Here is a 16,584-nt window from a genome sequence, read left to right as displayed (position 1 = left end):
GACGATCGTCCAGCTTTGCGGTCACGAGAAGAGGTCACCCCATGGCGGCAGCAGCCACCCCTGGCGTTCCCGACCAGCCCACGCGTCGGATCCATCTCGGCCGTGGAGTGCTCGCCGCTATCGTGATCGCCCCGCTGGCGCTCATCGGCTTCTACATGTGGGCGCTGTGGAACCCCGGTGACACCCTCGACCGGTTGCCCGTCGCGATCGTCAACAACGACGCGGGCGCGGACATGGACGGCACCCGACTCGAGGCAGGCAAGGACGTGGCCGCCTCGCTGATCGAGAGTGGCGATGTCGCCTGGCAGGAGGTGGACCTGGAGCAGGCCACCGCGGGTGTCGAGGACGGGGAGTACTACTTCTCGCTGGTGATCCCGCAGGACTTCAGCGCCGACATCGCCAGCGCCGGGACGCCCGACGCGCAGAAGGCGCGGCTCGAGGTCGTCTACAACGACCACAACAGCCTGGTCGCGACGCCGGTCGGCGAGGGTCTGATGGCGCAGGTGCGGTCCGCGGTCTCCGAATCGATCGGCGAGCAGTCGGTGGACCAGGTGCTCGTCGGGCTCGGCGACGTGGGCAAGGGGCTCGAGGAGGCCGCCTCGGGGGCTCGCCAGCTCTCGGCGGGTACCGGGGAGGCGCTGTCGGGCACCACCCAGCTCGCTGACGGCAGCGTCGAGCTCTCCTCGGGCCTGAGCGAGGCGTACGCGGGCAGCGGGGAGCTCTCCGCGGGCGCCTCGGAGCTCGCCGCGGGCGCCGATGAGGCAGCGGCGGGCGCGGCCGAACTGAACAACGGCCTCTCGCAGCTGGTTTCGGGCACCGACGAGCTGGGCGCGGGCGCCAAGCAGATCAGCGAGGTGATCGACACGGTGGTCGGTCCGCTCGTCGACACGATGGTCGCCGCCGGGCTCCCGACCGGTGACGAGGACGTGGCTGGCCAGCTCAAGCAGCTGCAAGCGGGCGCGCGGGAGCTCGCCTTCCAGCTCTCGGACCCGGCGGCGGACTACCGGGGCGGGCTTCAGTCCGCGGCCGCGGGTGCAGGCGAACTGTCGGGCGGGCTGGGTCAACTGGCCGACGGTGCGCACCAGCTCGACGCGGGCGCGGCCGAGCTGAACTCCGGACTGGGACAGCTCGACGCGGGCGGCGTGCAGTTGCGCGACGGCCTCGGTGAGCTCCAGGTCGGCGTCGGACAGCTCGACAACGGCAGCGCGGAGCTCGCCAAGGGTCTCGCCGACGGCGCGGCACAGGTGCCTGCGTTCACGCCGGACGAGCGCAAGGCCACGGCCGCGATGCTCGCGTCACCGGTGAGCCTGAGCCCGCAGAACATCAACGTCGCGGCAGGTTTCGGTCCCGGTGCCGTGCCGGTGGTGATGTCCGTGGCGCTGTTCCTGCTCGGGATCCTCATCTGGTTCGTGATCAGGCCGACCAGGCGCGACGGGCTCCGGCGCTACCGGATGCCCGCCGCGATCATGGCAGGCGGCGCCGTGCTGGCCTCGATCGCCGCGATCACCCTGACGGGCGCGGAGCCGCCGAGCGTGGTGATGATGGTCGCGGTGATGCTGCTGATCGGCGCGGCGGCCCTCGCGCTCGCCCGGATGCTCACCGTCGTCTTCGGTGCCGTCAACGGCACCTTCATCGCGCTGGGTCTGTTGATGGTCCAGCTGTTCTCGTTCGGCGGTGTGTTCCCGATCGAGCAGATGCCGCAGCCGTTCCGGTGGCTGCAGGCACTGATGCCGCTCACCTACGCGAGGAACGCCCTCCGGATGACGCTCAGCGGCTACTACGGTCCGAGGTTCTGGTTCGCGGTCCTGGTACTGCTGGCGCTGGTGGCCGCCGCCGTGGCGGTGACGCTCTGGTGGCGCAGGCGAACGGAGGATCCGGTCGCGGGTGAGGAGTATCACGACGAGTACGACGAGCTGGAGGAGTTCGAGGCCGGGGACGACCCGACGATGGAGCCGAGCCGGGTCTAGGTCCGGTCAGCTCAGGCCGCGCTGCGCGCCCTTGCTGCCGCGGCGCGCGGCGGCCCGCTGAACGAGGAACAGCGTGAATCCGAGTGCGCCGACGGCCAATCCGGCCAGACAGATCGGCAGCGCCGCGTGCCAGCGCTCACCCGAGGCGAGCACCACCGCGGTGGTGACCAGCCAGGCGAGTGTGCCGATCGTCACCACCGGACGCGGATCGGTGAGCCTGCGAGGGATCAACGGGTCGTCGCGGGTCTCGGTCACATGATTAAGCTACCCGTTCCCCTTTGCCCTAACCTCCCAGGTGCGACGCGCACCTTCGGCGATTGGGACATTGGACGCTATGGCTGGAACCTCGAGGCTCCTGGACAACTACTTCAAGATCACGGAACGTGGTTCCACGGTCAGCAACGAGGTCCGCGGCGGCCTGGTCACCTTCGTGGCGATGGCGTACATCGTCGTGCTCAACCCGCTGATCCTCGGCAGCTTCTCTCCTGACGACGCGGCCGCGAAGACGGACGTGCTCGGCAACATCCTGCCGGTCACCCAGGTGGCGGCGGTGACGGCGCTCGTCGCCGGTGTCATGAGCATCGCGTTCGGCATCATCGCGAACTACCCGTTCGGCATCGCCGCGGGCCTCGGCATCAACGCGCTGCTCGCGGTGACGATCGCGCCGCAGGTCACCTGGCCGGAGGCGATGGGCCTGGTGGTGATCGACGGCATCATCATCGTGGTGCTGGCGATCTCGGGCTTCCGGACCGCGGTGTTCAACGCGGTCCCCGACGCGCTCAAGTCGGCCATCGTCGCGGGTATCGGCATGTTCATCGCGTTCATCGGATTCGTCGACGCCGGCTTCGTCCGGCGCATCCCGGATGTCGCGGGCACCAGCGTTCCTGTCGGATTGGGAATCAGCGGCTCCATCTCCACCTGGCCGACGGTGATCTTCGTCTTCGGCGTGCTGCTGATGGGAATCCTGGTGGCGCGCAAGGTCCGCGGTGGCCTGCTCATCGGCATCGTGGTGACGACGGTGCTGGCCGCGATCATCGAGGCGATCTGGCATGTCGGCCCCTCGAAGGGGGTGAACCCGAGCGGCTGGAACCTCAGCGTCCCGACGATGCCGGACGTGCTCGCGCAGATGCCGGATCTGAGCCTGGTCGGCGACGTGAACCTGTTCGGGGCCTTCACCCGGATCGGTGTGCTGGCCGCCAGCCTGCTGGTCTTCACCCTGGTGCTCGCCAACTTCTTCGACGCGATGGGCACCATGACCGGCCTCGGTAAGGAAGCCGGACTCGCCGATGAGCACGGCAACCTGCCCGGGATCGGGAAGGCCTTCGTCGTGGAGGGTGCAGGCGCGATCGTCGGCGGTGGCGCGTCCGCCTCCTCGAACACGGTGTTCGTCGAATCCGCCTCGGGCATCGCGGAGGGCGCCCGCACCGGGCTGTCCAACGTGGTCACCGGACTGCTGTTCCTCGCCGCGATGTTCCTGACCCCGCTGTATTCCGTGGTGCCGATCGAGGCCGCGGCGCCCGCCCTGGTGATCGTCGGCGCGCTGATGATCGGCCAGGTCCGCGACATCGATTTCACCAAGTTCGACATCGCGCTGCCGGCGTTCCTGACCATCGTCGTGATGCCCTTCACCTACTCGATCGCGAACGGCATCGGCGTCGGCTTCATCGCCTGGGTTGTGATCGGTGCGTTCAGCGGCAAGATCAAGCAGATCCACCCGCTGTTGTGGGTGGTCGCGGGCCTGTTCGTGGCCTATTTCGCGGTCGGACCCATCACGGATGCGATTACCTGAACCGCTTGTCAGGTAGTGCCGTATCCTCCGGAGGGTGACATTGGATACTCGCACCCTGGCCAGTGATCTCTCGTTGGCCGTCGTGCGTCTGACGCGGCATCTCCGCGGGCGGCGCACCGACTCTCAGGTGTCGTTGACGCAGCTGTCGGCGCTTGCCAGCCTCTCCGCGGACGGGCCGATGACGCCGGGTGCGCTTGCGGCCAAGGAGCGGGTGCAGCCGCCGTCGATGACCCGGGTCATCGCCTCGCTCGCGGAGCTGGGCCTTGTCGTGCGGACACCGCACCCCACCGACGGCCGCCAGATCATCGTGTCCCTCTCGGACCCCGGTCAGGCCCTGGTGACAGACGAGACCAGCGCCAGGGAGAAGTGGATGAACGATCGCCTTGCGGCGCTCGACGACTCGCAGATCGCCGTGCTCCGCGAGTCGGTCGAGATCATCAGTTCGATGGTCAGCGACTCGGAGTAGCGCCTCCGCGTCGGCCTAGAAGTGCCAGCCTGCGAACGGTTCCCGGTCGGCGCGGAAGGCCAGATCCAGCAGGTCGAGGACCGCCTCGTCGCTCGTCCACAGCCGCCCGGCCCGAGCGAACGAGCGCGCCCGGTGACCTCCGAGGTACAGGCTGCCGAGTACGTCTAGATCGAGACGGGCCTGCGGCGGAGCATCGGTTCGGTTGACCGTGGCCCGGCCGTCCACCACCCGCAGTGAGAAATTGCCGCCCGCGTCGAGGAACGGGTCGTGGATCTCGAGGACCACGTCCAGGTCGACGGCGAAGGTGCGCGCGGTGAGCGCGGCAGGCACGTCCATGATGCGCACCCAGACGGCGTCGTCCCGCGAGGTCACCCGCGGCAGCCGGGCATCGGTCAGCAGCCACGGCAGCGGGTCGTCCGCGGCCTGATCGACCCGGATCTCGCTCATCAGGTCCATACCCGCGAGCACCCGCCACAACGCCGCATACGACTCGTCGGTCGCGGCGACGAGGTCATCGACCACCGCGACCATCCCGCCAGGGGTCTGCTTGCGACGATAGGTCGCGTAGCCGTCCGCGTGCACCAGATAGAACAGGGCGGAGGCGCCGTCGCGGCGGTGCTCGAGATCGGCGAACATCCGGTCCCAGTACACCTTCGGCCGGGCCAGGGCCCCGGGAGTGCGCGCCTGCCAACGGTCGTAGATCGCGGGCAGCGCCGCGCGGGCGTCGGCTGGTGGCACCAGGGCCACCCCGCCCGGATCCGCTGCGGTGTCACGGATCCGGGCCGAACGCCGGTCCACCGACACCGCGAGCTCGCTGGTCGCGGGACCGTAGCCGAAGCGGCCGTAGATGGTGGCCTCGGTGGCGGTGAGGATCGACAACGGTGCGTCCGCCGCGACGAACCGCCGGTGCTGTTCGGTGAACAGTGCGCGCAGGATGCCGCGCCTGCGGTGGGTCGGCGCGACCGAGACCCAGGAAACCCCCGGCAGATCCAGCTGGGTTCCGCCGGGGACGGTGATCCGCATCGCGAAGTGCATCACCACCGCGACGGGCCGGTCGCCGTCGGTGGCCAGGATGACGTCCTCCGTTCGGGCGAACCGCCGGGTGAAGGCCATGTCCTCGTCGGTGGGGTGGAAGCCGAACGCGTGCGCATCGAGCAGCGCGACCGCGTCCCAGTCCGTCTCCGTTGCCGTCCTGATCGCGATCGCCCTTTCGGTCATCCTTCGAGGGTGGCACAGATTTGTAGGTGGCACTGTGGTGTACGGCAGGATGGCGGTGTGGTTCACGTAATCGATATCGACGATCCGGCCGACACCCGCCTGGACGACTTCCGCGACCTGAACTCGTCGGATCGGCGTCCGGATCTGCCGGAGGGCAAGGGTCTGGTGATCGCCGAGGGCGTGCTGGTGGCGCAGCGGTTGCTCGCCTCCCGGTTCGAGCCGATCAGCCTGCTCGGCGTGGATCGGCGGCTGAGCGAGCTGGCCGACGATCTCGAGGGCGTCGACGTCCCGTTCTACCGGACCTCCGCCGACGTGATGGCCGAGGTGGTCGGGTTCCATCTCAACCGCGGCGTGCTGGCAGCCGCGCACCGCCCACCCCCGCTGGAGCTGGAGGAGGTGCTGCGCGGCGCGCGCACCGTCGCGGTGCTCGAGGGCGTCAACGACCACGAGAACATCGGCTCGATGTTCCGCAACGCCGCGGGACTCGGGGTCGACGCCGTCCTCTTCGGCGGCAGCACCGCCGACCCGCTGTACCGGCGGGCGGTGCGGGTGTCGATGGGGCACGTGCTGCGGGTGCCGTTCGCGCGGGTGCCGGAGTGGCCGCGCGGGTTGCATGTGCTCAGGGACAACGGATTTCAGCTCATCTCCCTGACCCCGAATCCGTCGGCGGTGACGCTGGCCGAGGCGATGACGGGGGACAAGGTGGCGCTGCTGCTCGGGGCCGAGGGGCCGGGACTGTCGGAGTACGCGATGCGCAACACCGATGTGCGCGCGCGGATTCCGATGGCGCCGGGAACCGACTCCCTGAACGTGGCGACCGCGGCCGCGATGGCGTTCTACGAACGGGTCAGGACGGCCGGATGAGTGGTCCGGTCGGCGCCCGCACACCGTGGGCCACCGGCCTTGTGGTGTCGGGTTTCGCGGCCGTGCTCACCGGCGTCGGGGTGGCCGCCTGCGGGGCGGCGATGGCGGCGGTGCACCCGCTGCTGGCGCTGGTGGTCAATGTGCTGGTCGCGGTCGGTGTGGCGCCGACACTGTGGCAGTGGCGGACGGTGCCGGTGTGGCGCTGGGCGGTGCTCGGCGCCGTGGTGGGAGTCGTCGCCGGGTGGATCGCATTGCTGGCCGGGGCCGGCTGACCTCGGGTCAGTCGAAGCCGAACCCGAACCACTGGCGGATCCCGCGGAAGAGTCCGACCCGGGGCGCGCGGTCGGGCTTTCCTGAGAGGATCGAGGGAGGCGCCTCGCCCTCCTTGTAGACGGCGAAACCGCAGACTCCGACGGTGGCGGGGTCGATCTCGCCGTCGCGGACGGGCCCGGTGTAGCGGAACCCGAGCCACTCGGCGTTGGCCGCCTCGGCGAACTCGCCGGGATGGAACGGCAGCGCCTGCGGGTCGGGCAGCACCTCCGCCGGGTAGGCCATGGGATGTTCCCCGGCCCAGAACCCTCGTTCCCACACCAGCGGCAATCCGAAGTCCTCGTAGATGTGCACCGGCGTCGCGCTGAACGAGCGGCGCAGGGCCCCGCGTTCCCAGTACGCGAAAGATGCCCAGGCGGTGTCCGGTTCGGTACACATCAGATAGGTGCGCTCGGAAGCCAGTGGGCGAGTCCAGGATTCATCGAGTTTCGACGGATCGTGCACCGTGAGGTTCGATCCGCACACGACCGTGAGCCCGGGATAGCTGCCGACGTAGACCACGCCGGGTGACACCCCGGCCGAGGTGGCGAGGGGGCCGGGTTCGAGTGGCGTGATGATCATTTCGGGATAGAGCTTGCCGACCAGCGCGTGTGCCGCCTCGGCGTCGGGCTCGGGATGATCGCGGAGGACGGCCATGGGATCGGGGGCGTCGACGTACCAGATAGTTGATGCTTTGGCCCCCACAGCCTGCACCTCCCTTTCGTCGCTTACCTGAAAGGGTACGACCTGGGCGCGGTTTCGTGTGGGAGCGAAACCCCCACCCGTTTGGCCGCATACGCGTCCACGTATTCCTGGTCGGAGTTGGCGAGCAGGGTCCGCATCAGTTCGTCGGTCGCCTCGCGCACCGTCCCTTCGCTCGGAACGGCCGCGCGGTGATGCGCCAGATCCAGTGGCGCGCACACGGTGATGTGGACCTTGCCGAACCGCCACATCCGGGAACCGATCGGATTGACCGCGGGCGTGCCGCGCATCACCACGGGCAGGACCGGGGCGCCGGTGGGCAGCGCGACCCGCATGACGCCGGTCTTGCCGCGGTGCAACCGCCCGTCGGGTGAGCGGCTGCCCTCGGGGTAGATGCCCCAGACGCCGCCCGCCTCGAGAATCCCGGTCGCCGTCGTCAGTGCGCCCCGAGCGGCGTCCGCCCCGCTGCGGTCGATGGGGACCTGTCCGGTACAGGAGAAGAACCAGCGCGTGAGCCTGCCCTTGAGTCCGGTGCCGGTGAAGTACTCGCTCTTCGCCACGAAGGTGATGCGCCGTCGCACCATGAGGACCAGGAAGAACGAGTCGGCGACGGTCAGGTGGTTGCTTGCGAGGATCACCGGCCCGGTCGGCGGAATGTGCTCGGCGCCCTCGATCGTCGGCCTGCCGAACAGGCGCAGGACGGGTCCGATCAGGACGTACTTGAACAGCCAGTACCACACAGTGCGCGCTCCCGAGGTGATCGATCGACCGGTCGTAGACAGTGTCTACGCGTAGGTCGCCGATTCTGTCACCGAGTGTTAGACAATGTCTACGTGGACGACGAACCGCTACGGGACAAGCTGGTCAGGTGTGGTGTCGAGCTGCTCGAGCGGGAGGGCATCGCGGGGGTCAGCCTGCGCGCGATCACCAGGGCGGCGGAGGTGTCGCACGGCGCCCCGCGCCGGTACTTCCCGACACACAAGGCGCTGCTCGCGGCGATCGCGGCCGAGGGCCTTGCCGACCTCGCGGCCGTTGTCCGGTCCACCCTGGACGACGGCGACCTGCCTGCCCGGGACCGGCTCGTCGCGCTCGGCTGGGCCTACGTGCGCTTTGCCGATCGTCGGCGCGCGATGTTCGAGCTGATGTTCCGCCACGACCTGCTCGAGGGTTCGGGGGCGGAACTGCGGAGCACGAGTCTGCCGTTGTTCGGGTCGCTCGTCGCGCTGGTGGAGGAGGCGACCGCGGGCAGCGCGGATGCCAGGGAGCGGGCGCTCGGGATCTGGACGGGACTGCACGGGATGGCCGTGCTGGCGGCCGACCGCGCCCTGCAGGTCATCGGGGACCCGCAGGGCGCGGGCGCCCTCGTCGGTCGGACCGTGGACGCGCACCTCGCCCACGGATGAGCCCTCATGCCGAAAGCAAACAGGCAGCGATTCACTTTTCTGTAGTCTCCGCGTGACCATCGATCACAACTGGAAAGAGAAGCGATATGGGATCTCTCGGTGAATTTCTGCTCAGTGACGCCAACCCCCTGTCGGGCGTGATCGGGGGCATCTTGTTGACGATCGCCATGATTTTCGGCTCGACGGGGATCTAGCTTGCTCGAGGGCTCGGGTGCGGAGCTGCGACGCACCCGAGCCTGCTGCTCTTCGGCGGGTGAGCCCTCAGACCAGCTGCGGTGCGGTCTCGCTCAGGAAGTCGTCGATCTGCGCCCAGGTGGTCTGCTTCGCGCCAGGGCCCGCCAGCAATCCGAGGTGGCTGCCCGGCGCGGTCTCGAATCGGACCGATGGGGCCCCGGTCAGCAGGTCGGTGATGCGCGCGACGGAGGCGACCGGCGCGATGACGTCATCGGTGCCGCCGACCGCCAGCACCGGCACCGATAGCGCGGACAGCTCGACCGTGCGGGATCCGAGCCGGAATTGCCCCGCCGCCAGGGTGTTTCCCAGGATCAACTGGGTGCAGATCTGATGGAAGAACCGGGCCGGGTAGCCCGGCATGGCGGCCATGAACTTGTCGATGGATTCCATCCGGGCCAACGTCTCGGTGTCGTGCAGGTTGCGCGCGATGAACCACGGCTTGGTCAACTCACGCTGCAGTGCCGTGACCCGGTAGCTGGCCTGCACCACGGGGGCGGGCAGGCCGCCCAGTGCCCAGGTGGCGGTGGTGAGCGGCCGGTCTCCGGTGATCCGGCCGATGGCCCGCAGCGGTGCGATGGCCGCGATCTCCGTGTAGTCGACCGGCGTGCCGATCGCGGCGATCGTCCTGATCGGGAGGTCGGCGTGCGCCGCCCCGGTGAGCAGCGAGATCGTCCCGCCCAGGCTCCATCCGATCAGGTCGACGGGCGCGCCGTCGTGCAGCTCGGAGACGTGCCGCAGGGCCTCCGGGATGATGTCGTCGACCCAGGCCTCGAAACCGAGGCCCCGGTCCGCGGACGTCATGGTGCCGTAGTCGACGAGGTAGGGCGTACGACCACTGTCGAGCAGGTGTGCCGCGAGGCTCTGGCCCGGGCGCAGGTCGTAGCACTGGGCAGGCGCGGCGAGCGGGGGCACCAGGAGGACCGGGTTGGTGCCGATCTGGGGGCCGAACCGGTACAGGTCCCGGTGCAGGCCGCGGGTGATCTGCTCGGACGGGGTCGGCTCGGCCGCCTGGACTCCGTCGCCGAACGTCAGGCCCCATGCGTTCCGGGTCAGCGTGTTCAGCCGCGGACGCCAGTCGAAATCAAGCACAGTCTTCCCCCTGCTCACGTCAGATACTTAGTGTTACTCGGCGTAACTCTAAGTGATCCCCCGTGGCGGGAGTCGGTTCGGGTATCGGTCAGCCGCGACCGCTGCTGCGCACGCCGAGCAGGACGTCGTCCCAGGACGGCAGTGAGGGCTTGCCGCGCTTGTCCTTCGCGCCCTGGTGCTGCGGCGCCGGCTTCGGTTGGTGCTCCTCGTCCTCGGCGGGGACGATGTCCTCCTCCTCGAAGAGGGCATCCATGGCGCCGGGTTCGAGCGACTCGGACTCCGCCATCTCTTCTTCGACCTCGGCCTCGATCACGGCTTCGAGGACTGGGGAGTGCGGGTCCTCGGCGGAGATCGGGGCGAGTCCGCGCAGCGGGCGCCCGAAATCGGGATCGATCAGGTCGGTCGCGGCCGCATCGAGCGGGGCGATGGTGCCGCCGTGGGAGTCCGGCTGGAAACGCCAGTGCGCCGCATTGCGGGTGCGCCCGGCCTGCCATTCGAGCTGGGCGATCCAATGGCCCTCGTCGTCGCGCCACGCGTCCCACTCGGCCTCGTCGAGGTTGTGGCCGCGGGCGCGGAAGGCGAGGCCGACGATCTCGGCCAGGGTCAGGACGGTGGGGCCGTTCTCGCGCACCGGGTGACCGGCCTGCGCCATCTCGGCGGCACGCGAGCGTTCGAGGAGCACCGGGTGCGCGAAGGTCTCGATCTTCTTGACCGACACACCGGCCTCGGTCGCCACCTGCTCGACCGTGGCACCGGCCCGGATGCGGGCCTGGATGTCGCGGGGGCGGATGCGGCTCTCGGTCTCGATCTCGATCTGCCCGAACCGGGCGACGTCGCCCCGAGAGGCGGCGCGAAGCTTGTCGTCGGCTGGTACACGAAAGCGCTCGCCGCTCTCGCTGTCGGCACACACGATGTGTGTTCCGTCGGGCTCAAGTCCGATCACTCGAAGTTCTCGCACCGTGACCTCCCTCATCGCGTAGCTCGCGATATTGCCCTTGCCGACTGTAATCGACCCGTGATGGGGGTCGGGTCAGGACACGCCTCGCCCGGTCAACAGGTTTGGATCGGGGCGCGCTATTGTCTCTGGCCGAAATTCTGTCGAATTCGGGGCTACCCTCAGGAAATCGGACGTGGTCGGACCGGCGAGGGCACAGCGATGATCGAGAAGGCTCCGGATATGCGGGCAGCTCCCTCGCCCGCGCGTCGGGCGTGGGACGCGGTCGGCGCGATGCTCGACGGCCCCCTGACCGGGCTCGCTCCGTGGATCGTGCTCGCGGTCGTCGAGGGTCCGGGTCGCCTCGCCTGGGCTGCCGGGATCGCACTGTCGCTCTCTGTGTTGTTCGTCGCCGTCGATCTGCTGCGCGGGCGGTCCATGAAACTGCTCGGCGTGATCGACGTCGTGTTCTTCGCGGCGCTGCTGGCGGTGCACTTTCTGCTCGACCAGGCGGGGCAGGACTGGATGGAGACCTGGGTCGGCGAGATCGCGAACATCACGCTGGTGGTCATCGCGGTCGGCTCGATGCTGGCCCGGATGCCGTTCACCATCCAGTACGCGCGCGAGGAGGTGGACGAGCAGTACTGGCGGACACCGCGGTTCCTGCGGATCAACTACGTGATCACCGGCGTGTGGGCCGCGGCGTTCCTGGTCGCCGCGATCGCCGGGTTCTACGGCGATGCGGTGCTGCGCGACAGCGACAACCTGTGGACGGGGTGGGTGATCCAGACCGCGGCGATGCTGATCGCGCTGCAGTTCTCGGCCTGGTATCCGGAGGATCCGCGACCACCACTGAGCGCGTTGCTGGCCCCGCTGGCGGTGTGGCTGATCCCGGTCGGCATCCTGATCCTGACCGCCGACGGCGGCCCCGGCTGGTTGGGATACACCTTCATCGCGGCGGGGGTCGCCGCACAGGCATTTCTGCGAAAGGGAGAGTAGATGACTGGCCTCGAAGCCGATGACCTCGCGAACCTGCGCAGGGCAATCGAGCTCGCGAACGAGACCGGAGAGGCAGGCAACCGGCCGTTCGGTGCGGTGGTCGTCGGCGCGGACGGCGAGGTGATCAGCGAGGGCGCGAACTCCGTGGCCACTTCCGGCGACGTGACCGAGCACGCGGAACTCGACGCGATCACCACCGCCTGTGCGGAGGGTCGCACGGACGACCTGGTCGGCAGCACCGTGTACGCGAGCGGGGAGCCGTGCCCGATGTGCGGCGCGGCGATGGTGTGGGCGGGGGTGAGTCGGGTCGTGTTCGCGGCGTCGGCTGCGGGGTTCGGCGCGATCCTCGAGGGTGGACCGCGCTTCGGGCTCGGGTGTGCGGACGTCATCGCGTCCGCCGATGCAGGCATCGAGGTGAGCGGGCCGCACCTCGGCGACGAGGCGCTCGACCCGTTCCTGCGCTTCGTGGCGGCGAACCCGGACTAGCCTGCGGAAGGCGACTCGGCGGCTGACAGAATCAGCGCCATGTCGAATCGAAACAACATCTCGTCCGGCTCCGACTGGGAGTCGAAGATCGGATACTCGCGGGCCGTCCGCATCGGCCGGCAGGTGTCGGTGTCCGGTACCACCGCGTCGGGACCCGACGGCCCGGTCGGCGGTGACAGCCTCGCCGAGCAGACCCGTGAGGCGGTCAGCCGGATCGTCGCCGCCCTCGCAGAGGCGGGCGCGAAGCCCGAGGACGTCATCCGCACCCGGATCTACCTCACCGACATGAGCCGCTGGGAAGAGGCCGGTCTCGCGCACGGTGAGGTCTTCGGCGAGATCCGTCCCGCCACCACGATCCTCGAGGTGAGCGCGCTCATCGATCCCGCGCTGCTTGTCGAGATCGAGGCCGACGCGATCATCGCGGAGTAGATCTCCACTCGCCGCAACAGGTCAGCCCCCGACGCGAAGTCGGGGGCTGAGCTGTTTCCCGGATCAGGAGCTGAACTGCATCGCGTCGTCCTCGAGCCGGCCGTGCCGCAGCGTCACCACATCGTGCGCGTAGCTCATGCCGAGCTGCCACGGTGCCTTGGTGCCGGTCCTGGGGAACTCGTCGATGGAGCGCTGGACATAACCGGCGGCGAAGTCGAGCAGCGGGCGGGTGGACAGGGCCGGGTCGTCGTTGGTCGGCACGCACACCGTGTGACCCTGCCGGTCCATGTGCGCCCGGAGACGGCACACGTAGTCGGCGACGAGGTCGGCCTTGAGCGTCCAGGACGCATTGGTGTAGCCGACCGTGAAGGCGAAGTTGGGCACGTCGCTGAGCATCATGCCCTTGTAGGCGAGGGTGTCCGGCAGAGATACCTCGCGGCCGTCGACGGCGAATTCGATCCCTCCGAACGCGAGCAGGTTCAGGCCGGTCGCGGTCACGATTACGTCGGCCGCGAGCTCCGCGCCGGACTCGAGCTCGAGGCCCCGCTCGGTGAAGGTCGCGATCCGGTCGGTTACCACCGACGCCTCGCCGTGGCGGATCGCCCGGAACAGGTCGCCGTCCGGCACCAGGCACATCCGCTGGTCCCAGGGGTTGTAGCTCGGCGTGAAGTGGGTGTCGATGTCGTACCCGGCGGGCAGTGCTCGCTGCTGGGCTCGCCGGAGGTACCACTTGACCAGGCGTGGCTGGCGCTGGCTGAGTTGGTAGGTGGCGGTGGAGAACGCGACGTTCTTCCAACGGGCGATCGGGTAGGAGAGCCTGTCGCCGAGCAGTCGCCGCAGCCCGTTGGTGGTCGGGTCCTTGGCGGGCAGGGCGGCGATGTAGGTGGGGGAGCGCTGCAGCATCGTCACGTGCTCGGCCCGGTCGGACATCGAGGGCACCAGGGTGACGGCGGTGGCGCCACTGCCGATCACGACGACCCTCTTGCCGGTGTAGTCGAGGTCCTCGGGCCAGTGCTGGGGGTGCACGATCCGGCCCTGAAAGCGGTCGGTGCCTTCGAAGTTCGGAGTGAATCCCTCGTCGTAGCGGTAGTAGCCGCTGCAGACGTAGAGGAAGTCGCAGGTGACCGCGACGGTGTCGTCGCCGTGCGTGGCCTCCACGGTCCATCGGGTGTCTTCGCTCGACCACTGGGCACGCACCACCCGGTGTCCGAATCTGATCTTCTTGTCGATCCCCGCCTCGCGGGCGGTGTCCCGGACGTACTCCAGGATGGCCGGGCCGTCCGCGATCGACTTCTCGTCCGTCCACGGGCGGAACCGATAGCCGAGGGTCTGCATGTCGGAGTCCGACCGGATCCCGGGGTAGCGGAACAGATCCCAGGTGCCCCCGATGGCGTCGCGGGACTCGAAGATCGCGAAGGACCGGGTGGGGAACTTGGCCTGGATCTGGTGGGCGGCGCCGATCCCGGACAGTCCGGCACCGACGATCAGCACGTCGATGTGTTCGGTCACGGCGGACCTCCTCGGAGACGGGGCAATGTATGTGTGACCGAAGGTACCGCATAGGCTGTGGTTCCGAAATGGTGACCGGTCGCCACTGTGTTGACTTGTGATCCCCTGTCGCCTTTACTTAGGCAGACCTAACGAAGGGCACGCTAAGTTAATTTCTGGTGGAGGGCCTTCGTGCTCACCGCAGTTGTCAGGACCGATCTGCCATGTATGACATCTTCACCCTTGCCCGTGCGGCCGACGCCGTCGCCGACCTGTTCGACGACCCGACCTTCCTCGCCGACACGGCCCGCCGCGCATCCGCGGAGGAGGTCACCGCGTTCTCCGCGTTGCTCGAGGCGGCGGGCCGCGACGATGTCCGAGCGAGTTTCCTGACCACGATCACCGGCCCCTAGGGGCGGCTACCCGCCCGCGCCGTTGTTCGGGTTGGTGCAGATGGTGCCCTCGCACGGGACTACCTCGCCGTCGCCGTTCGGGTTCTCCATCACCGCGCCGCCGTTCTGCTGCGGGTCGGTCCCTGCGCCGTGGTCCGGGTTGGTGCAGATGGTGCCCTCACACGGAACGTACTTTCCGCTGCCATCGGGGTGCGGGATGGCGTCCGGTGCGACGTAGCTGCCGATGGGGCATCCCGGATCCTGGTTGCGCGCACAGTATTCGGTGCTCAGGTTGTTGCCGGTGGAGCCGTCCGCGCCGACGGGTCCTTGTGCCGGGGACACCACGACCGGCGGCAGCGACACCGGAGGGGTTTCCGGGGTCAGTGCGGCCGGGGTCGCCGGCGCGGCCGTGGTGGTCGGCGCGGACGTGGTCGACATCGCCGCCGACGTCGTGGTCGTGGATATGTCCGAGGAGTCATTTCCGCATCCCGCGGCGAACGCGGCCAGGGTCAGTGCGGCGAGGACGACGAAACTGCGTTTGAACATCAAGCGATTCCCTCCCAATCGATGTCAGTCGCTGCCGATCCTGTCATCCCCGGGCCGAGAAGTGCGGCAACCCATGCGGATGCGGTCTGCCGTAGAAAGCAGTCAGCCCCCGGCAGGCGATGTCGGGGGCTGACTGTTGCTGGGTTCGGCTCAGAGCTGGCCGACCACCCAATCGATGCTCTTGGTCAGCGCGGTGACGTCCTCGGGATCGATCGCCGGGAACATACCGACGCGCAGCTGGTTGCGGCCCAGCTTGCGGTACGGCTCGGTGTCCACGATTCCGTTGGCGCGCAGGATCTTCGCCACCGCAGCTGCGTCGATCTTGTCGTCGAAGTCGATGGTGCCGACGACCTGGGAGCGGTGCGCCGGATCGGCGACGAACGGGGTGGCGAACTCGCTGGCCTCGGCCCAGTTGTACAGGCGCGAGGACGAATCGGCGGTGCGCTTGGTGGCCCAGTCCAGCCCGCCGTTGCTGTTCATCCACTCGATCTGGTTCGCGAACAGCAGCAGGGTGGCCAGCGCCGGGGTGTTGTACGTCTGGTCCTTGGAGCTGTTGTCCACCGCGATCGGCAGCGACAGGAAGTCCGGGGTCCAGCGGCCCGTGGACTTGATCTCCTCGACGCGGGCCAGGGCGGCCGGGCTCATGATCGCGATCCACAGCCCGCCGTCGGAGGCAAAGCACTTCTGCGGTGCGAAGTAGTAGACGTCCGAGTCGGCGATGTTCACCGGCAGGCCGCCCGCACCGGAGGTGGCGTCGATCGCGATGAGCGCGTTCTCCGAGCCGGCCGGACGCGACACGGGGATCGCGACACCGGTGGAGGTCTCGTTGTGCGCCCAGCCGATGAGGTCGACCGACGGGTCCGACACGGGCGCGGGCGCGCTGCCCGGCTCGGCCGAGACGACGATCGGGTCGCCGATGAACGGGTTGGCCTTGGCCACCGAGGCGAACTTGGAGCTGAACTCGCCGTTGGTCAGGTGCAGGGACTTCTCGCGGATCAGGCCGAACGCGGCCGCGTCCCAGAACGCGGTGGTGCCACCGTTGCCGAGCACCACCTCGTAGCCCTCGGGCAGCGAGAAGAGGTCGGCCAGGCCGGAACGCACCCGGGCGACGACGTCCTTGACCGGCTTCTGACGGTGGCTGGTGCCGAACACCGAGGCGCCAACGTCCACGAGCGACTGGAGCTGCTCGGGGCGGACCTTGGACGGTCCGCAACCGAATCGGCCATCGACGGGCTTGAGGTCGGCGGGGATGATCGGGGTGGTCATCGG

General features: G+C 68.9%; 19 protein-coding genes. 10 read left to right on the top strand and 9 right to left on the bottom strand.

Translation table 11 applies throughout. The features are described 5' to 3' along the window. Window positions 1-41 precede the first annotated feature (41 nt). Window positions 42-1,967, top strand: a complete 1,926-nt coding sequence (locus JOE46_RS13125) for a YhgE/Pip domain-containing protein (RefSeq protein WP_209927507.1) — start codon at window positions 42-44, stop codon at window positions 1,965-1,967. 6 nt (window positions 1,968-1,973) lie between these two features. On the opposite strand, the gene JOE46_RS13120 is transcribed toward JOE46_RS13125, so the two are convergent. Continuing rightward, window positions 1,974-2,222, bottom strand: a complete 249-nt coding sequence (locus JOE46_RS13120; protein ID WP_077042749.1) for a DUF2530 domain-containing protein — start codon at window positions 2,220-2,222, stop codon at window positions 1,974-1,976. A gap of 79 nt (window positions 2,223-2,301) precedes the next feature. On the opposite strand from JOE46_RS13120, the gene JOE46_RS13115 reads away from it, so the two are divergent. Next, entirely contained in the window at window positions 2,302-3,756 is a 1,455-nt protein-coding gene (locus JOE46_RS13115) for an NCS2 family permease (RefSeq protein ID WP_097214229.1), read from the top strand. 34 nt (window positions 3,757-3,790) lie between these two features. Beyond that, window positions 3,791-4,222 (top strand): MarR family winged helix-turn-helix transcriptional regulator, encoded by a 432-nt coding sequence (locus JOE46_RS13110; protein WP_097214230.1) that lies wholly within the window; start codon window positions 3,791-3,793, stop codon window positions 4,220-4,222. Window positions 4,223-4,237: 15 nt separating this feature from the next. Here the strand turns inward: JOE46_RS13110 and JOE46_RS13105 are convergent, their stop codons facing one another. Next, window positions 4,238-5,440 (bottom strand): GNAT family N-acetyltransferase, encoded by a 1,203-nt coding sequence (locus JOE46_RS13105; RefSeq protein WP_097214231.1) that lies wholly within the window; start codon window positions 5,438-5,440, stop codon window positions 4,238-4,240. 57 nt (window positions 5,441-5,497) lie between these two features. On the opposite strand from JOE46_RS13105, the gene JOE46_RS13100 reads away from it, so the two are divergent. Together JOE46_RS13100 and JOE46_RS13095 are read left to right on the top strand one after the other, a co-directional pair. Then, window positions 5,498-6,304 carry an RNA methyltransferase gene (locus JOE46_RS13100; RefSeq protein ID WP_027500962.1) on the top strand — a complete coding sequence of 269 codons (807 nt, stop codon included), beginning with the start codon at window positions 5,498-5,500 and terminating at the stop codon, window positions 6,302-6,304. Next, a complete protein-coding gene (locus JOE46_RS13095; protein ID WP_097214232.1) occupies window positions 6,301-6,576 on the top strand; it encodes a DUF2537 domain-containing protein in 276 nt (91 codons plus the stop codon). The genes JOE46_RS13100 and JOE46_RS13095 overlap by 4 nt, the downstream gene beginning before the upstream one ends. 7 nt (window positions 6,577-6,583) lie before the next feature. On the opposite strand, the gene JOE46_RS13090 is transcribed toward JOE46_RS13095, so the two are convergent. After that, on the bottom strand, window positions 6,584-7,318 hold the full coding sequence (locus JOE46_RS13090; RefSeq protein WP_097214233.1) for a hypothetical protein: 735 nt from the start codon (window positions 7,316-7,318) through the stop codon (window positions 6,584-6,586). A 23-nt stretch (window positions 7,319-7,341) separates the two neighbouring features. Then, window positions 7,342-8,055 (bottom strand): 1-acyl-sn-glycerol-3-phosphate acyltransferase, encoded by a 714-nt coding sequence (locus JOE46_RS13085; RefSeq protein ID WP_097214234.1) that lies wholly within the window; start codon window positions 8,053-8,055, stop codon window positions 7,342-7,344. Window positions 8,056-8,148: 93 nt separating this feature from the next. Between JOE46_RS13085 and JOE46_RS13080 the strand changes: the two genes are divergently transcribed. Beyond that, entirely contained in the window at window positions 8,149-8,718 is a 570-nt protein-coding gene (locus JOE46_RS13080; protein WP_097214235.1) for a TetR/AcrR family transcriptional regulator, read from the top strand. Between the two features lie 261 nt (window positions 8,719-8,979). Here the strand turns inward: JOE46_RS13080 and JOE46_RS13075 are convergent, their stop codons facing one another. Continuing rightward, window positions 8,980-10,041, bottom strand: coding sequence for an alpha/beta fold hydrolase (locus JOE46_RS13075; protein WP_097214236.1), 1,062 nt, complete (start codon window positions 10,039-10,041; stop codon window positions 8,980-8,982). Between the two features lie 88 nt (window positions 10,042-10,129). Continuing rightward, window positions 10,130-10,999: a septation protein SepH gene (gene sepH / locus JOE46_RS13070; RefSeq protein ID WP_179800715.1), complete on the bottom strand. Its 870-nt coding sequence runs from the start codon at window positions 10,997-10,999 to the stop codon at window positions 10,130-10,132. A 219-nt stretch (window positions 11,000-11,218) separates the two neighbouring features. Here sepH and JOE46_RS13065 point away from each other — a divergent pair, with 219 nt between their 5' ends. The 3 genes from JOE46_RS13065 to JOE46_RS13055 are packed head-to-tail and all read left to right on the top strand — an operon-like array spanning window position 11,219 to window position 12,889. Next, window positions 11,219-11,974 carry a hypothetical protein gene (locus tag JOE46_RS13065; RefSeq protein WP_245221041.1) on the top strand — a complete coding sequence of 252 codons (756 nt, stop codon included), beginning with the start codon at window positions 11,219-11,221 and terminating at the stop codon, window positions 11,972-11,974. After that, window positions 11,975-12,460, top strand: a complete 486-nt coding sequence (locus JOE46_RS13060) for a nucleoside deaminase (RefSeq protein WP_097214239.1) — start codon at window positions 11,975-11,977, stop codon at window positions 12,458-12,460. A gap of 39 nt (window positions 12,461-12,499) precedes the next feature. Then, window positions 12,500-12,889 (top strand): RidA family protein, encoded by a 390-nt coding sequence (locus JOE46_RS13055; RefSeq protein WP_179800716.1) that lies wholly within the window; start codon window positions 12,500-12,502, stop codon window positions 12,887-12,889. A 63-nt stretch (window positions 12,890-12,952) separates the two neighbouring features. Here the strand turns inward: JOE46_RS13055 and JOE46_RS13050 are convergent, their stop codons facing one another. Then, entirely contained in the window at window positions 12,953-14,398 is a 1,446-nt protein-coding gene (locus tag JOE46_RS13050) for an NAD(P)/FAD-dependent oxidoreductase (RefSeq protein ID WP_209927502.1), read from the bottom strand. Between the two features lie 203 nt (window positions 14,399-14,601). Here JOE46_RS13050 and JOE46_RS13045 point away from each other — a divergent pair, with 203 nt between their 5' ends. Then, entirely contained in the window at window positions 14,602-14,790 is a 189-nt protein-coding gene (locus tag JOE46_RS13045) for a hypothetical protein (RefSeq protein ID WP_209927500.1), read from the top strand. Window positions 14,791-14,796: 6 nt separating this feature from the next. Here the strand turns inward: JOE46_RS13045 and JOE46_RS13040 are convergent, their stop codons facing one another. Together JOE46_RS13040 and serC are read right to left on the bottom strand one after the other, a co-directional pair. After that, window positions 14,797-15,315: a hypothetical protein gene (locus tag JOE46_RS13040; RefSeq protein ID WP_245221040.1), complete on the bottom strand. Its 519-nt coding sequence runs from the start codon at window positions 15,313-15,315 to the stop codon at window positions 14,797-14,799. A gap of 150 nt (window positions 15,316-15,465) precedes the next feature. After that, window positions 15,466-16,581, bottom strand: coding sequence for a phosphoserine transaminase (gene serC / locus JOE46_RS13035; protein WP_027500951.1), 1,116 nt, complete (start codon window positions 16,579-16,581; stop codon window positions 15,466-15,468). Between the last annotated feature and the right edge of the window lie 3 nt (window positions 16,582-16,584).

This window comes from Rhodococcus sp. PvR099, assembly GCF_017833315.1.
Taxonomy (GTDB): domain Bacteria; phylum Actinomycetota; class Actinomycetes; order Mycobacteriales; family Mycobacteriaceae; genus Rhodococcus_G; species Rhodococcus_G oryzae.
This window is presented reverse-complemented; position numbering and strand designations above follow the sequence as displayed.

Coding starts and splice junctions, on each gene's coding strand:
- JOE46_RS13125 (WP_209927507.1), top strand. CDS start 42: ATGGCGGCAGCAGCCACCCCTGGCGTTCCCGACCAGCCCACGCGTCGG.
- JOE46_RS13115 (WP_097214229.1), top strand. CDS start 2,302: ATGGCTGGAACCTCGAGGCTCCTGGACAACTACTTCAAGATCACGGAA.
- JOE46_RS13105 (WP_097214231.1), bottom strand. CDS start 5,440: ATGACCGAAAGGGCGATCGCGATCAGGACGGCAACGGAGACGGACTGG.
- JOE46_RS13095 (WP_097214232.1), top strand. CDS start 6,301: ATGAGTGGTCCGGTCGGCGCCCGCACACCGTGGGCCACCGGCCTTGTG.
- JOE46_RS13065 (WP_245221041.1), top strand. CDS start 11,219: ATGCGGGCAGCTCCCTCGCCCGCGCGTCGGGCGTGGGACGCGGTCGGC.
- JOE46_RS13060 (WP_097214239.1), top strand. CDS start 11,975: ATGACTGGCCTCGAAGCCGATGACCTCGCGAACCTGCGCAGGGCAATC.
- JOE46_RS13055 (WP_179800716.1), top strand. CDS start 12,500: ATGTCGAATCGAAACAACATCTCGTCCGGCTCCGACTGGGAGTCGAAG.
- JOE46_RS13045 (WP_209927500.1), top strand. CDS start 14,602: ATGTATGACATCTTCACCCTTGCCCGTGCGGCCGACGCCGTCGCCGAC.
- JOE46_RS13040 (WP_245221040.1), bottom strand. CDS start 15,315: ATGTTCAAACGCAGTTTCGTCGTCCTCGCCGCACTGACCCTGGCCGCG.
- serC (WP_027500951.1), bottom strand. CDS start 16,581: ATGACCACCCCGATCATCCCCGCCGACCTCAAGCCCGTCGATGGCCGA.